The sequence below is a fragment of the Lancefieldella parvula DNF00906 genome (genome assembly GCF_000758945.1).
Taxonomy (GTDB): domain Bacteria; phylum Actinomycetota; class Coriobacteriia; order Coriobacteriales; family Atopobiaceae; genus Lancefieldella; species Lancefieldella parvula_C.
In genome coordinates this window covers 83,772-96,938 of sequence record NZ_JRND01000003.1, presented here as the reverse complement: position 1 = coordinate 96,938, position 13,167 = coordinate 83,772, and the positions used below count along the sequence as shown (strand labels likewise).

The following is a 13,167-nucleotide window of genomic DNA, read 5'->3' as shown; positions in this document are numbered from 1 at the left end:
GTGCCTATCTTGGCTTTCTGCTCACTACGGCAATGTAGTTGAGGTCGTCAGCGTGATCGTTGAAGAACGTGAACATGCTCGTAAACATCTTGGTGTTCTCGGGTTTGAGACCGTTTCTAATAACCCTCAGAGCTCCGTCAGCACCCTCATCAGCAATAAGTCCTGCCGGATTCATAAGCGTCATCTTGCCGTTCTTTGTTTCTGGACAGAAACCTGCTGACTCAAAGAGATTCTTCCAACCTGCAAGGGTTAAAGGCTTTACGTTGACGTTGATAGTTCTTGAGAGCTCGTGGACCAACTCATCGTCTTCTTTGAGCAGGAGGACGTCATGGGTAAGGAGCACACCGCCTGGCTTGAGTACTCGTGCATACTCTTTAACCGCAGACGCTTTCTGCTGGTCAGAGAGCATAGTGAGCATTGCTTCGTTGATTACAACATCAAAGCTATTATCGGGGTAGGAGAGGTTTGTAGCGTCTCCTTGTTCCACTGTTACGTACTCCTCGATATTGTTTCTCGCGATATTTTCTTTTGTTTTAGGGAGCACGTCTGCATTTAGGTCAATTGCGGTTACGTGGCAGTGGAAACGTTTTACCAGCTCAACCGTAGTGGTGCCAATATTACAAGCCACCTCAAGAATCTGAGTTTCTGGCGTAACCTCTACGGAATTAAGTAGCCAATTGGTTGCTTCAATACCTCCGGGGCGCAGTCTTGTCTTGCCCATACGAAGTAAAAACTCGTGACCAGCTTCCATACTAAGACCCCCTTCATACTATGAAAGATTAAAGTTAGCTTTATCTAACTGATACAAGTTAACCACATCATTACCTGCGAAAAAAGCCAAATTAATTGCTATTTTTGAAACAATTTAGCAGGTAGATTGCGACAAAAAATAACCTATATGTCCAATCGTTCTTTTTGTGCATTTTCTTTAGCAGTTTATAAGTTTATAGTGGACACAAGGTAAGGGCGACTTACTAATTTCCGCAGGTATTCAAGCGGAAAGCTAAGGAGGAAGTTATGTATTACTCTGCTGGAACGTATGAATCGTTCGCTAAACCAGAAAAGCCCAAAGATGCCGACAAAAAATCAGCCTATATCATTGGAACAGGACTTGCAGGTCTAGCTGCTGCGTTTTATCTTGTCCGCGATGGCCAGGTAAAGGGTACAAGAATTCACTTACTCGAGAAGCTTGAGCTTGCAGGCGGAAGCTGCGATGGTCGCAAAGATGTAAGCAAGGGTTTCTACATGCGCGGTGGCCGAGAGATGGACAACCACTTTGAGTGCATGTGGGATATGTTCAGAGACGTTCCATCTATTGAAACACCTGGTGTCTCGGTACTTGATGAGTACTACTGGCTCAACAAGCACGATCCAAACTACTCTCTCTGTAGAGCTTCCGAGAAGTGCGGTAAAGACGCTCACACAGACAAGAAGTTCAAGCTTGATAAAGAGTCTTCACTTGCGCTTGCCAAGCTGTTTATGACTCCCGAGAAGGACCTTGAGGGCAAGAAGATTAGTGACGTACTTCCTGATTCTTTCTGGAACACTAACTTCTGGCTTTATTGGCAGACTATGTTTGCATTCCAAAGGTGGTCCTCAGCACTAGAGATGAAGCGTTATCTTTGCAGATTCTGTCACCATATTGACGGTCTTCCTGACTTTACTGCGCTGCGTTTTACCAAGTACAACCAGTATGAGAGCATGATTTTGCCACTGGTCAGGTATCTTGAGAATCACGGCGTAAGCGTTGACTACGGTATGGACGTCAAGAACGTCATTATCAACGACACCAATGGTAAAAAGGTAGCCACTCAGATTGTTTACGAGAAGAACGGCTCACAGCAAACCATTGATCTAACCGAAGACGATTTGGTGTTTATCACCAATGGCTGCTGCACCGATACCTCTTGCTATGGTGATCAAAATACTGCTCCTGACATCAGTAACGTCAGAAATGGCGTAGGAGAGTCCTGGGATCTGTGGAAGAATATCGCCGCTCAGGCCAAGCATGGCGAGTACGGCAATCCCGATAATTTCTGCAGCGACTTTGAGGCAACTAACTGGATGAGCGCTACTATCCAGACAAAAGACGAAGAGATAATCAAGAAGATTATTGGCGTCTGCAAGAGAGATCCAAGAGAAGGTAAGGTCACAACCGGCGGTATTGTAACCGTCAAGGATAGTACCGATAACTGGTACCTCTCGTGGACCATCAACCGTCAGCCACAGTTCAGAGCACAGGACAAGGACACTGTACTTATCTGGGTCTATGCACTGAGCACCAACAAGCCTGGTAACTTTGTAAAGAAGGCTATGCGTAACTGCACCGGTGAGGAAGTATGCCAGGAGTGGCTCTATCACATTGGTGTTCCAACCAAGAAGATTGAGGACTGGGCCAAGAACCGCTGCAACACCACTACATGCTTCATGCCTTACATCAACGCATTCTTCCAGCCAAGAAAGGCTGAGGACAGGCCACTAGTTGTCCCTGAGGGTTCCGTTAACTTTGCCTTTATTGGACAGTTTGCCGAGACTCCTCGCGACACTATCTTTACTACGGAGTACTCAATCCGTACTGGTATGGAGTCTGTCTACACGTTGATGGATGTTGATAGGGGCGTACCAGAGGTTTGGGGTTCTCAGTACGACATCAGAGAGCTTCTAAGGGCAACCTACTATGCTCTGGACAAGAAAACGCTTGATAAAGCTCCTCTTTCGTTCAAGGAGAAGATGCTCTTGAAGGTAGCTCTCAAGGCCGTCAAGGGCACTGATATTGAGCTACTACTACGGAACAGCGGGCTGATCAAGTAGAAGTGCGGAGAAAACCGCAGAGTCAAAACGATTGGCAACACGCGATTAAACACGTGTGAGTAACATAAAAGTGGCTGCATTTGACGTGTCATCTGCAGCCACTTTTTTACGATTCAGACATAACACTTAGAAATAAGACTATGTGTACTAGGTTGCATGCTCTGTAGACCTGTATCAATTAGCTAAAAATGTATGTGGCACAAACAGCGAGAAAACAAATTATAATTTGTAGCGACAAGAAAAATGTAATGGTTCTACATGCGACTTAAATCAAAATACAACACTATTTTGAGGAGATTATAAGATGAATGACTACTTAAAATTAAATCAAGATAGATGGAATAAGGTAAACAATGACTATACCGAACCACTAACGCATGAAGAATTAGAAGAAGCTAGAAACAGTCCAATTTCTGTTGCATTAACGGTCGGGAAAAAAGTTCCAACAGAATGGTTTGAAAAGGCCAACGGAAAAAAGATATTAGGCTTAGCTTGCGGTGGCGGACAACAGGGTCCCGTTTTTGCTGCTAAAGGCTATGACGTAACCATAATGGATTTTTCTTCATCACAATTACAAAAAGACGAGATGGTTGCTAAAAGAGAAGGCTTGAAAATCAATACCGTTCAAGCCGATATGACAAAACCATTTCCTTTTGAAGATGAAACTTTCGATATTATTTTTAATCCAGTTTCGAATGTATACATTGAAGACTTAGAAAACATGTATAAAGAAGCAGCTCGCGTATTGAAAAAGGGTGGGCTATTAATGGTCGGCTTCATGAATCCTTGGACGTACATGTATGATGCTGACGTTGTATGGGACCACCCCGATGAGGAATTACTTTTAAAGTTTTCAATTCCCTTTAATTCAAGAAAGCTTGAAGAACAAGGCAAAATAACCATAGATCCAGCATATGGATATGAATTTAGCCATACCTTAGAAGCTCAGATTAGAGGACAACTTAAAAATGGCCTTGCTATGATTGATTTTTATGAGTCATGTGATAAAAGGAATCGATTATCACAGTATGGGAATGACTATATTGCCACGCTCTGCATCAAGCTCTAACCCTATAGAGTTCTCTTCAGGACAGCCTGGACAACGTCAGAATCAAAGTCTCCCTGAGCCTCTGTAAGCGCCTCTAAGAGCTGAGCTACGCCTTCCTCATACACGCTAGGCAACAGATACTTCGAGACAGCCTTAGCCTCGTCAGTTCCGTTTTCCATGCAGCATGAGTGATGAGCAATCTTAAGAAGATCAAGATCGTTTTCGGAATCGCCGCACACAATAACTTCTTCTGGCTTAAGACCTATAGTCTCAATGAGCTTCTCGAATCCCTGTGCCTTATTCCAACCACGATAATTGATGTCAAACCAACCAATATAGGGAGAAACCAACTCAACCTCTGGAACTGCACTGGTAACAGCCTCATAGATTTCTTGCGCGCGCTTTTCATCTTGGGGTAAGAGAAGACCTCCCGCATACATAGGGATATCTTTTGGAACGGACTGCGGACCAAGCCCTGGCACAAAAGTGTTAAACGAGGCTGCAAGATGATCTACTACCTCTTGAGTGGTATCAACTATTTTCCAACAAGAGGTAAATGACGTATCTAAAGGCTGCTCAAGCGGACCTTCTTGATAATACGTAAGCAAACAATCATCCATTGGAGAAATAACCTCGTAGATCTTCTCCATCATCTCGTAGGTAAATTGTTTGGTGAAAATGAGCTTGCCATTAAAGTAGAGAATCTTTCCACTTGAAAACACACCAGTGTCTGTCAGGGAAACGTCAGACTTTAGATAAGAAAGTGCATCATATACAGGTCTTCCGGTAGAAAGTCCAAACGCAATACCTGCGGCTTTAAGATTATTAATTGCCTGATGAGTTCTTTCTGAAATAGCCGGAGTGTCAGCGGGTTTTAACGTTTGGTCCATATCGGAAAGAACAAGCTTAATCATCAGGGCTCCCAAGATACGTGTGCTAAGTGAGTGTTTTGTTAATTCTACCAGCAAGAGTAGAGAAACGCATAAAAATTGCCGTTATTATTACGTTGTTAACTTAAAACTACGAGATTAGTAGAGGTCCATGAATATTTACGACCACTTTGCTCACGAGGATGAATATCCAGAGCTCAACGTAGAGGCAATATCTCAGAGACTTGCAAAGGCGCTGTCTTTTAAGACGGTGTATACCGATGCAGAGACAACCGATTGGTCTCAGTTTGATGGTCTTCAACAGCACATTGTTGATAGCTTCCCGTATGTTATGACCGCAGCCTCTAACGTTGAAGTAGTTGGTCACTCGCTCCTCATTGAGATTCCAGGATCCAATCAAGAGCTTCCTGCATTGATGCTTATTGCTCACCAGGATGTGGTTCCTGTTGTTCTTGGTACAGAAGACGCATGGACGCACGATCCCTTTGGTGGAGATGTCGACGACACGTACATTTGGGGACGTGGTGCGCTTGATATCAAAGACATGCTTATGGGCGAGCTTGAGGCACTTGAGTATCTGCTTTCACAGGGTTTCTCGCCAAGGCGCTCTATCTACCTGGCATTTGGCGAAGACGAAGAGGTCTTGAGCCACGGTGCCACTAGGCTTGCAGAAGTCATGGCCTCGCGAGAAATGCGTGCAGCTTGCCTTCTGGACGAGGGTACCACTACGTTTTTTGATGGCAGCGCTTACGGTGCGCCTGAGGCTACCGTGGCCGACATCTGCATCTCGCAAAAGGGCTTCTTGAACGTTAAGCTTACTGCGACTGGTCACGGCGGACATTCCTCTAATCCGTTTGGTGGAACTTCACTTGAGCATTTGAGCTGCGCACTTGCCGCTCTTTCTAAGGCTAAACCTCAACCTGAGCTTAATGACATTGTTAAAGAAACCTTTAAGGTTCTTGCTCCAGAAATTACCGAGGAGCCTTTTGCTTCGCTGGTACATGACGTAGATGCTAATTCAGACAAGATTGCTCTTGCCGCAGCTCAGATCAAGGAACTTTATCCGTTTGTAACCACCACGTACGCTTTCAACATGCTCGAGGGTTCAAGTAGTGCGGCTAACGTTATGCCTGGTAATGTCAGTGCAACCATCAACATAAGGCTGCTTCCTGGTGTGAGCGTCAGCAAAACCGTTGAGCACATAAAACAGGTAGTAGCTCAGGTTGACCCTTCCATTGAGGTTAAGGCTTTGCATTCCACTCCTGCGGGAAGAATTGATTCTCCAGCTGGTGCTGGCTATCAAGAGCTCAAAGCCATTATGGAGCACTACCATCCAGGCGTCACCTTTGTTCCGTCCTTTGTGTGTGGTGGCACCGATTCTGTACGCTACGAGGGAATTTGCGATTCTATTCTGCGCATTTGTCCTTTTAGGCCAACTCCAGAAGATGAGACAAACGGCGTTCATGGCATTGATGAGCGTATCGAGAAACGCGTGTATGCTCAGGGCGTCCGCGTTCTTGTGTCCTTTGTTAAACAAATGTGCGAATAATTTGCTATCGCGCAACTTACGTTAAAATAGACGCATGTTATGTTCTACAAAAAGGGGAGAGAAACGTTGCAAACTAGGCAGCAGTTAGCTAATCAAGTAGCATCCCAAATTAAAGAAGCAGCAGACGCCGATGCAGCAAAGGCGCAGGCAGAGGGAACTATTACTGATCCAGTTGGTAGTTCTAACAACCCTTCCAACGCTATTTTTACTGTTGCAAACGTCATTACTTTTTGCAGATTGATTCTTACGATTATCTTTCTTGTGCTCTTCTCAACAGGTGGAAATCGTTGGGTAGCACTTGGCTGTTATGTAACTGCAGCTGTTACTGACTTCCTTGACGGCCAGATTGCTCGTAGAACGCAAACCGTCAGCTGGCTGGGAAAAATTATGGATCCTATCATGGACCGAGTCCTTCTTATCACAGGCGTTCTTGGCCTCTTGATTATTGGTGAGCTTCCTCTCTGGATCCCGCTGTTTGTTATTGGTCGAGACGTTTACCTTACTCTTGGCGCTCTTGCTGTTCGCAAATTCCGCAGGCGTCCTATTGATGTTGTCTTTGTAGGTAAAACTGCAACTGCCTTTTTGATGACTGGTTTTAGCCTGCTTCTTCTGGGCATTCCAGTTGTATCCGGCCTTGGCCTGGTCAACGTCAGTTGGCTTCCAGGTCTTAACTCTGAGAGCAGCGCACTGGGTATCTTCTTTGTGTATATAGGAATTGTTTTCTCGGCAATTACTGCAGTTGTTTATACTGGTGAAGCGGCTAAAATAGTTAAAGATAGTAAAAACACTCAAGCATAAGTTAGGTTGTTTATGACTTTCCTTAAGCACAACCATGTTTCTTTGCGCCAGCTCTCTGATAAGACGCTGGCTTTTCTTGTTAGCTTGCTGCTAGTTTTTGTTTTAGCTGCTCCTTTTGCTCCCGCAACTACAGTTTTGGCAGAAAATACCTCGTCTAATAAGTCTTCCGTAACGGATGAGCCAAAACTTACCGAGGCAACTACTGCCATTGTCACCGATGCTCAAGGAAACGTTCTCTGGAGCAAAAATCCAGATCAAGAGCTTCCTATGGCATCCATTACCAAGGTTATGACGGCAATTGTTGCGCTTGATTCGGGCGTCAATCTTGATGAGCCCTGCAAGATCACAGTTCCAGATCTTGAAGAGGGTTCTCAAGTTGCTGGTTTGACCTCGGACGATACGCCTACACTCAGACAGCTGATCATGATGATGCTGGTGTATTCCGCAAATGACGCAGCTTATAACATTGCTGTCAACGTATCAGGCTCTCAACAGGCCTTTGTTGACCAAATGAACAAGAAGGCTGCTGAGATTGGCATGACTCACACGCAGTTCCAAAATCCTCACGGCCTCGATGCTAATGGTCACTATTCAACCGCGCGAGACCTTGCTCTGATGGGTCGTTATGCGCGCGAGCACTATCCACTTATCGCAAGCGCTGTGCATACCAGGTCATACACTACAACGGTAGGAGGGGAGCAGCGCACGTTCCACTCAACTGATGACCTTATGGACACCTACCGAGGTCTTCTCGGCATTAAAACAGGTGCTGAAGACTCTGGTACTGCCTTCTTGGGCGCTTCAAAGCGCGGAAACATTACGCTCTACACCTGCGTGCTTGGTTGCGAGACTACACAAGGTCGTTTTGACGATACCGCCATTCTGATGAACTGGGCTTATCGCAATTACAATCGCGTAAGCATCCAGCGAACTGACCAGATTGTGCAGATTCGTACGAGCGAGGACAACTTCTTGCTCTCTGCAGTGGTTAAACCATCAACTTCTACCACGTATATGGCATGGCCTGGCTCTAAAGACTTCACCTACCAGACCTCCATGCTTTCTCCCAACTATCCAGTAGCTAACAACCAGCTGGTTTCTTCAACTGACTGGTCCCAAGATTCCGCGCAGGTAGGCACCACCATTACCCAGGCACATCTTACGCTGTGGACTATTCCGGCCTACAACCTCTTTGACCTGCATTCGGTTGCTCCGTATCTCTTTGGGAGAAACTAATGTCTGAGCAGAAACGCTCTATCCTTCATACCGAGCTTGAGTATCTTGGCGCACAATTCTCAACCTCAACTGAAGGCTTCAACTTAGCCCAATCTTTCTATGGCGAGAAACCCCTTGAGGAAGCTCTGAAAGATTGCGCTCTTATTGACCTGAGTGGTATCGGCTACACGCTGGTGAGTGGTACATCAGCTCAAAATTTTGTGGAAGCTGTCTTTGCAGGTAAACAGCTTGAGGTAGGAGAGACTTCATTTGAGTGTGCACTTACGGGAGACGGATCTCTGTCTTCCATCGGTCTTCTCGCGCGCTCTGGTCAAAACGAGTACGTGGTACTTGATGCATCTGAGCGCTCTCTTGTTCTAGACGAGTGGCTTTCTATCATTGCGTCAGTCGAGCAAAACGGTGTAGCTCCTTATGCAGGAGTGTCTTTGGAAGATGCAACTCCGCTGCTTACTCCGCTTCTCCTTGCTGGTAAAAAGGCCAAGAAGGTCCTTATGGACTACCTGGGAGAACAGAAGCTTCCAGAAGACTCAAAGCTTTGCAATCTTATGCTTGACCAAACAATCCCTGCTCTTGTGGCCAATGTTTCAACCAAAAAAGTTCCCGCCTATCTGGTTATGGTCCCACCGGTACATACGGTAATTCTTTTTAGAAGCTTGCTTTCTTTTGAGACAGTTCATCCTCTTGGCCATAAGCAGCTCGTTGAAGGTCTAAAAACATATCTTCCATGGTTTTCAGAACTTGCAAGTAACACTAAAGTAGTAGTGGCTAAAGATAAACTTGAGGGTTGGGGTTTACTCAGAGCCTCTGATGATTTCATTGGTGCAAGGGGTGATCTTCTATGAAATATGCAATTAATGCAGTAGGTGTTCCAGCTCCTATGGGGCCATACTCTCAGGGTACTACTGCAGGTAGATTGGTATTTGTCACAGGTCAAATTGCGGTCTCTGCAGAAGACCCAAAGAAGCTAATAGACGGAGGAATTGAAGAGCAGACTACTCGTGTTATACATCTTGCTCAGTCAATTCTGGCAGAGGCAGGATGCACCCTTTCTGATGTAGCTCAGACAACTATCTACCTTGCTGATATCAATGATTTGCCTAAGGTAAACGAAATTTATAGGCAGTACTTTGTTCTTCCTGCACCTGGCAGGGCAGTTGTTGAGGTTTCTGCGTTGCCTCTTGGTGCGCTCATCGAAATGGACTGCATTGCTTGTCGTTAAGCGTTATTATTATCTTGTAACCAAATTAAGGAGAAACCATGTCAACTGACGACATCAAACAGCAGTCACCAGACTCAACAGAGATTTTCCGCATGCCATCAGCTGACGCTACGGTTCCAGACCTTATGGCTCAACAAAAGCCAGCTCACCCTGTCCTTACTATTGTCAAGGGACCACAGACTGGTCAGACTTTTGAGCTCAATTTACCTCAGATTTCTCTTGGTAGAGACCCAAAGAGCAGTGTTTTCTTGAACGACATGACAGTTTCCAGGAATCATGCCACCATTGATCTCTCTAATCTTGCCCTTGGTTATGCAACTATTGAAGACCTTGATTCTCTCAATGGTACCTGGGTTGATGGTGCCATTATTAACAAGGCTACCCTGCGTGATGGCTCAACTATTCAGATTGGCACCTTCCGCATGGTCTTCCATACCAGCAGAGTTTCAGCTTAAGGTTAAAGGATAGCTTTATGGCTGATTCAGGCTTTCTTACCATTGGTAAAGTAGTCAAGAAATTACAGACTCTCTATCCTGACTTGAGTGTTTCTAAAGTCAGATATCTGCAGGATGAAGGTTTGCTTACTCCTACCAGAACTGCTGGTGGCTATCGTCTCTATTCCCAAAAAGACGTTAAGCGACTTGAGACTATTCTGTATCTGCAGAAAAGCCGTTTTATGCCACTCTCAGTTATTAGAGAAGAGCTTGATAGGCAAGATAAAAACCCTGAAGCTGAACAACAGGTCAAAGCTCAGACTGACGAGGCAACTGGAGCTGAGGCTCAGGCTGCACCTGAAGCTCAAAGTTCTTCTCGCCAGGCTCAACCTCAGCTTGATGGAAAGCAAGTATCTCAGGCAATTCTTGGTGCCACACATGCCGATGCCATTGTGGTACCTGTAGATGACCCTGAGATTGTTCAGAAATATCACGCTATTGATCGCATTCCAGAGATAGTGGGATGCTCTGTAGGCTTTGTTCGTCAGCTTTCCGAAGCAGGCGTCATTACTTTAAAGCGCTCTCCACACGGTAGAGACCTTGTGGATGGCAAAGACCTTACGTTGATTCGCCTTTGTAGTGAGCTTCGTCACTTTGGTTTTGAGCCCAAGAACCTGCGTCAATACGTTATGGCTGCAAACCGAGAATCTAGTATGTTTGCCAAGTCGCTTGTCGTATACGCTAAAAAAGGTGGGGGAGTTGAAGTTGACCATACTGACGAGACTCGTCAGAAGTTTATGGCTGCTCTGACCCGCATGTTAGGCCTCACCAATGCGGTTAGAAATGAACTTATCACTAAATTAGTTCGTGAATCTTTTAAGGATATGCATCTAGACGAGTAATCTAGGTATATATAACTATTCATTGATTTTGATTTTGAATGTGAGGACATTGTGTCTACGTATGATTATGAGAGTCATATCATTAGCATTCCTGATTATCCAGAGCCAGGTGTTATCTTTAAAGATGTAACTCCACTTTTTAAAGATCCTGAGTGCTTCCACGCAGTTGTTGATGACATTGCAGAGCACTTTGCTGATGCGGGAATTACCAAGGTTATTGGTGCTGAGGCTCGTGGTTTTCTTGTTGGAACCCCTGTAGCCTACAAACTGGGCGCAGGCTTTGTTCCTGCTCGTAAGCCAGGCAAGCTGCCTCGTGAGGTCTACGCACAGGCTTATGACCTGGAGTACGGTACCAGCGAGCTTCAGATTCACACCGATGCTCTTACCCCAGACGACGTTGTTCTTATTGCTGATGACCTGGTTGCTACTGGCGGCACCTGCGTTGCTTGTGCTCAACTTGCCGAGAAGGCCGGTGCAAAAGTAGCTGGCTTTGCATTTGCGCTTGAGCTTTGCTATCTGCACCCAAGGGAGATTATTGGTAAGTGCTTTGACCAAGAGGTCTACACCCTTATTAAGGTTCAATAAGCTAAATCACTTACATCAGACTTACTTTAACCTGACAATGTTGGCTGGCAAGACTACGTGCTTGTCAGCCATTTGTCTTATTTACATAAGCATTTTGTTAATTACAGTAAACTTGTTTGCAATACATAGAATTTCTCCATAATTGCAGGTCAAAGATAAATTTATGCAATGATATTTGCCCGTTCCATGCTATATAACTGCACAAATAGTCTTTTGAATTTGTATGAGATGCCATTTTCGGGGTAAAATATTCAAATACTCGATAGGGTAGCTTCTCGTTTCACGGGTTTCTCGCTAAGAAATCGTCGAGTTGACTTTGATTTTTTATCAAATGAGCTATCCTAGATGGCAAAGCAAAGCAACACGTTGCCCAATTGATTTCGTGCTTTGCGGAAGGAGCTTATATGTCACAGCGCCGATCTTTCACAAGACGAGACGCTCTCTTATTTGCAGGTCTTGGTGTAGCTGCTACGCTGCTTACCCCAGCCAAGCTATTCGCAGACCCACAAAGCGATCTTGAGGCCGCATCTGCCCAGTTAGACTCTCTTGGTGCAGCTCTTGCAGAGGCCATGGATAACCTTAACGAGAAAACCTATGCACTTGACGCTACCAATAACAAGATTGGTGAGGTTCAGGAGCAGATTGCAGAGACTACAGACCAGCTCAATAAGCAGCGTCTTGTCCTTTCTGCAGCAATGAAGAGTGCTTATAAGGCAGGCCCACAGGAGACTTTGGACTTCCTCCTTGGAGCATCTAGCCCAGAGGACTTTGTCAGCCGCGTCTACTATATGGACCGCACCAGCAAGCAGGAGGCTGACTCCATCAATACCGTCAAATCTCTTGGTGACCAGCTTCAGGCTCAACAGCAAGAACTTGAAGCAGAGCAAGAAAATCTCCAATCTCAGATTTCTGAAATGAAGACTACTGCTGATGACCTCCAAAATCAGGTCGCTGAGGCAAAGAGTTACTATGACTCTCTTGACGCTGAGGTAAAAGCTCAGCTTGCTGCTCAGGAGGCTGCAGCAGCTAATAACAACGTTGCTTACGCAATTGAGACAGTTACTCGCGAGACTCCTTCTAACAGCTCAGAGTCTAACGATAACTCCTCTAGCGATAGCTCCTCTAACGATTCCAGCTCTAGCTCTTCAAGTTCCAGCTCTTCAAGTTCCAGCAGCTCCAGTAGCTCCAACAGCAGTTCTAATTCTGGTGGTGGGTCATCATACTCCGGCGGTGGCGGTGGCTACCCAGCTGCAGGCGGTGGCGTTGCTACAGCTTATGCATGTATCGGTTATCCATACGTTTGGGGTGGAGCTTCTCCTTCTTCCGGCTTTGACTGTGGTGGCCTGGTCTATTACTGCTTCCTCGGCTACCGTGCAGGTACCGCAGGAACCATTGGCCGTGCTATTCGCGCTGCTGGTAACTGGCATGATTCCCTAGATGAACTCAACTATGGAGATATTGTTTTCACACGTCCTGGTTATGAGCATGTTGGAATTTACATTGGCGGCGGTCGTATGATTCACGCTGCTAACGAGTCTCTTGGTGTATGCGAAGGGTCTGTTTACGCATTCTATGGTGGAGGACCATTCTCCGGCTAACGTACAATTTCTGTACAAAGTTTTAACTCACGCACGTAAAGTCGTACAATATCTAAGTACGCTTTACGTGCTTTTTTATTAACCATAGACTGCTAGG

At 45.5% G+C, this 13,167-nt stretch carries 13 protein-coding genes; 11 read left to right on the top strand and 2 right to left on the bottom strand.

The window, feature by feature from the left end:
• Positions 1–4: 4 nt before the first annotated feature.
• Entirely contained in the window at positions 5–751 is a 747-nt protein-coding gene (locus HMPREF1647_RS00480) for a class I SAM-dependent methyltransferase (RefSeq protein ID WP_035431081.1), read from the bottom strand.
• 266 nt (positions 752–1,017) lie between these two features.
• On the opposite strand from HMPREF1647_RS00480, the gene HMPREF1647_RS00475 reads away from it, so the two are divergent.
• Both HMPREF1647_RS00475 and HMPREF1647_RS00470 read left to right on the top strand, forming a co-directional pair.
• Positions 1,018–2,811 (top strand): oleate hydratase, encoded by a 1,794-nt coding sequence (locus HMPREF1647_RS00475; RefSeq protein WP_035431079.1) that lies wholly within the window; start codon positions 1,018–1,020, stop codon positions 2,809–2,811.
• 304 nt (positions 2,812–3,115) lie between these two features.
• Positions 3,116–3,880 carry a class I SAM-dependent methyltransferase gene (locus tag HMPREF1647_RS00470; protein ID WP_035431077.1) on the top strand — a complete coding sequence of 255 codons (765 nt, stop codon included), beginning with the start codon at positions 3,116–3,118 and terminating at the stop codon, positions 3,878–3,880.
• 2 nt (positions 3,881–3,882) lie between these two features.
• Here the strand turns inward: HMPREF1647_RS00470 and HMPREF1647_RS00465 are convergent, their stop codons facing one another.
• On the bottom strand, positions 3,883–4,773 hold the full coding sequence (locus HMPREF1647_RS00465; RefSeq protein WP_035427585.1) for an HAD family hydrolase: 891 nt from the start codon (positions 4,771–4,773) through the stop codon (positions 3,883–3,885).
• 127 nt (positions 4,774–4,900) lie between these two features.
• Between HMPREF1647_RS00465 and HMPREF1647_RS00460 the strand changes: the two genes are divergently transcribed.
• The 9 genes from HMPREF1647_RS00460 to HMPREF1647_RS00420 all read left to right on the top strand — a co-directional run bounded on the left by HMPREF1647_RS00460 (position 4,901) and on the right by HMPREF1647_RS00420 (position 13,070).
• The gene (locus HMPREF1647_RS00460; protein WP_035431076.1) at positions 4,901–6,298 is read left to right on the top strand and encodes a M20/M25/M40 family metallo-hydrolase; all 1,398 of its coding nucleotides are present in this window, start codon (positions 4,901–4,903) and stop codon (positions 6,296–6,298) included.
• A 39-nt stretch (positions 6,299–6,337) separates the two neighbouring features.
• Positions 6,338–7,096 carry a CDP-alcohol phosphatidyltransferase family protein gene (locus HMPREF1647_RS00455; protein WP_052039067.1) on the top strand — a complete coding sequence of 253 codons (759 nt, stop codon included), beginning with the start codon at positions 6,338–6,340 and terminating at the stop codon, positions 7,094–7,096.
• 12 nt (positions 7,097–7,108) lie between these two features.
• On the top strand, positions 7,109–8,332 hold the full coding sequence (locus tag HMPREF1647_RS00450; RefSeq protein ID WP_035431073.1) for a D-alanyl-D-alanine carboxypeptidase family protein: 1,224 nt from the start codon (positions 7,109–7,111) through the stop codon (positions 8,330–8,332).
• On the top strand, positions 8,332–9,174 hold the full coding sequence (locus HMPREF1647_RS00445) for a hypothetical protein (protein ID WP_035431072.1): 843 nt from the start codon (positions 8,332–8,334) through the stop codon (positions 9,172–9,174). Before HMPREF1647_RS00450 ends, HMPREF1647_RS00445 begins: the two co-directional genes overlap by 1 nt.
• Positions 9,171–9,551 carry a Rid family detoxifying hydrolase gene (locus HMPREF1647_RS00440; protein WP_035431070.1) on the top strand — a complete coding sequence of 127 codons (381 nt, stop codon included), beginning with the start codon at positions 9,171–9,173 and terminating at the stop codon, positions 9,549–9,551. Before HMPREF1647_RS00445 ends, HMPREF1647_RS00440 begins: the two co-directional genes overlap by 4 nt.
• Before the next feature lie 38 nt (positions 9,552–9,589).
• The gene (locus HMPREF1647_RS00435; protein WP_035427594.1) at positions 9,590–10,006 is read left to right on the top strand and encodes an FHA domain-containing protein; all 417 of its coding nucleotides are present in this window, start codon (positions 9,590–9,592) and stop codon (positions 10,004–10,006) included.
• Between the two features lie 17 nt (positions 10,007–10,023).
• Positions 10,024–10,887, top strand: a complete 864-nt coding sequence (locus HMPREF1647_RS00430; RefSeq protein WP_035431067.1) for a MerR family transcriptional regulator — start codon at positions 10,024–10,026, stop codon at positions 10,885–10,887.
• 51 nt (positions 10,888–10,938) lie between these two features.
• Positions 10,939–11,472, top strand: a complete 534-nt coding sequence (locus HMPREF1647_RS00425) for an adenine phosphoribosyltransferase (protein WP_035427597.1) — start codon at positions 10,939–10,941, stop codon at positions 11,470–11,472.
• Positions 11,473–11,876: 404 nt separating this feature from the next.
• Positions 11,877–13,070 carry a coiled-coil domain-containing protein gene (locus tag HMPREF1647_RS00420; protein ID WP_035431065.1) on the top strand — a complete coding sequence of 398 codons (1,194 nt, stop codon included), beginning with the start codon at positions 11,877–11,879 and terminating at the stop codon, positions 13,068–13,070.
• Positions 13,071–13,167 lie beyond the last annotated feature (97 nt).